Source organism: Streptomyces sp. NPDC101166 (assembly GCF_044768125.1).
Lineage (GTDB): Bacteria > Actinomycetota > Actinomycetes > Streptomycetales > Streptomycetaceae > Streptomyces.
In genome coordinates this window covers 1-1,948 of record NZ_JBIWPF010000070.1, presented here as the reverse complement: position 1 = coordinate 1,948, position 1,948 = coordinate 1, and the positions used below count along the sequence as shown (strand labels likewise).

Genomic DNA, 1,948 nt, shown 5'->3' with positions numbered 1-1,948 from the left:
CGCCCCCAACTTCGCCATCGGCGCGGTGCTGAGCATGCGGTTCGCCGAGCAGGCCGCCCGCTTCTTCGACTCGGTCGAGGTCATCGAGCTGCACCACCCGAACAAGGCCGACGCGCCCTCGGGCACCGCCTTCCGGACCGCCGCGCTCATCGCCGCCGCCCGGGAGAAGGCCGGTGTCGGCCGCAGCCCCGACGCCACCAGCCAGGAGCTGGAGGGCGCGCGCGGCGCGGACGTGGACGGCGTGCGCGTGCACTCGGTGCGGCTGGCCGGACTGGTCGCCCACCAGGAGGTGCTGTTCGGCACCCAGGGCGAGACCCTCACCATCCGCCACGACTCGCTCGACCGCACCTCCTTCGTGCCGGGCGTGCTGCTGGGCGTGCGCAAGACCCCGCTGCGTCCCGGCCTGACCGTGGGCATCGACCCGCTGCTCGACCTGTGAGCGCGCCGGAGGCGAACAACGGCCGCGAGGTCTTCAAGCGGGTCGGCTTCATCGCGGCCCTGGTGCTGGTCCTCGGGTTCTACTTCGTGTTGCTGGGCCGGATCGCGTTCAGCCTCATCGGCTCCGGCAAGCCCGCCGCCATCGGCCTCGGCCTGGGCGTGCTCATCCTGCCGCTGCTGGGGGTGTGGATCGTGGGCACCAGCGTCCGCGCCGCGTTCGCACACCAGCATCTGGCCCGGCGCATGCACGAGGAGGGCGGCGAGCTCGACGTCTCCGACCTGCCGCGCCGCCCCTCAGGCCGCATCGAGAAGGCCGCCGCCGATGAGCTTTTCGAGCAGGTGAAGGCCGAATTCGAAGCGGACCCGCAGAACTGGCGCACCAGCTACCGCGCGGCCCGCGCCTACGACTATGCCGGGGACCGCACCCGGGCGCGCGAAATGATGAAGCGCGCAGTCGATTTGGAGCGCGCCGAGCGCACCGGCTCCCGATAGCCAGTGTTTCGCAGGAAACCTGCCGGTAGGTTGCGACCGGAGTAAAGTCCGCCGGGTGAGGTTCACGGTGGGTTATGCGCTGGCCATCGCCTGCGCGACGATGGGGTCACCTGCGGCGGTATCGGCGGTGGCGCGCGCGGACACCGCGCCGTCCTGTATCGAGTCGGAGAACGACTACAAGCTCGAATGGCAGCTCAGCTGGTCGGTCTATGAAGCCGAGCAGCAGAACCCGGCCGACGCGCGGGCGGTGCGCGAGGTGGATCTGCCGATCACCATCGACGCCCCGCTGGACAAGGTGTGGTCGGTGTACACCGACTTCCGCAACGGCCTGGGCCGCCACTCCTTCCTCAAGGACATCATCGTCCACCGCACCTGCGACGAGGATGGCGTGCGCGTCACCGATTTCACCGCGCTGGAAGACATTCCGATGGGGCCGATCACCTTCCCCGGCCACACCCAGGCCGAGCAGCGCCTGTACGCGGACCAGAACTACTACACCTCCGACACCTGGGACATCCCCAATGTCACCACCCACCAGGTGGTCACCTTCACCGACAACGGGGACGGCACCACCACGGTCAACGAGCACCTGACCTTCGTCGCCGATCAGCCGCTCATCGATTTCACCGCGGACAACGGCGTGGCCGCGCACCTCGCCTCCCAGGAAGCGGTGAAGGCCGATATCGAGAACGGCACGCTCTGAGTGGTTTTCGCGTGACGAACCGAATGCGGCCCGGAACCTGATGGTTCCGGGCCGCATTCCTGTCTCGCGCTCAGGAGGCGGGGTGCACCCGCTGCCAGTGCTCGGCGATGTCGATGCGCCGGGCCAGCCACACCTTGTCGTGCGACCGCACGTAATCCACGAAGCGCTCCAACGCCTTCGCCCGCGCGGGCTTGCCCGCGATGCGGCAGTGCAGGCCGATCGAGAGCATCTTCGGCGCGCCCGCCTCGCCCTCGGCGTAGAGCACGTCGAAGGCGTCCTTCAGGTAGGTGAAGAACTCCTCGCCGTTGGCGAATC

Annotated in this window: 3 protein-coding genes and 1 pseudogene; 3 read left to right on the top strand and 1 reads right to left on the bottom strand. The window is 69.0% G+C overall.

The genetic code is table 11. The features are described 5' to 3' along the window. The 3 genes from dapB to ACIRS4_RS36340 all read left to right on the top strand — a co-directional run. Window positions 1–439, top strand: a 439-nt coding sequence (gene dapB / locus ACIRS4_RS36350) for a 4-hydroxy-tetrahydrodipicolinate reductase (RefSeq protein ID WP_404204254.1), incomplete at its 5' end; no start/stop codon positions are given. Next, entirely contained in the window at window positions 436–930 is a 495-nt protein-coding gene (locus ACIRS4_RS36345) for a hypothetical protein (protein WP_404204252.1), read from the top strand. The genes dapB and ACIRS4_RS36345, both read left to right, overlap by 4 nt. A 67-nt stretch (window positions 931–997) precedes the next feature. Next, window positions 998–1,633: a hypothetical protein gene (locus ACIRS4_RS36340; RefSeq protein ID WP_404204250.1), complete on the top strand. Its 636-nt coding sequence runs from the start codon at window positions 998–1,000 to the stop codon at window positions 1,631–1,633. 70 nt (window positions 1,634–1,703) lie between these two features. Here the strand turns inward: ACIRS4_RS36340 and ACIRS4_RS36335 are convergent. After that, a pseudogene (locus tag ACIRS4_RS36335) lies at window positions 1,704–1,948 on the bottom strand (chitin deacetylase); the annotation flags it as partial.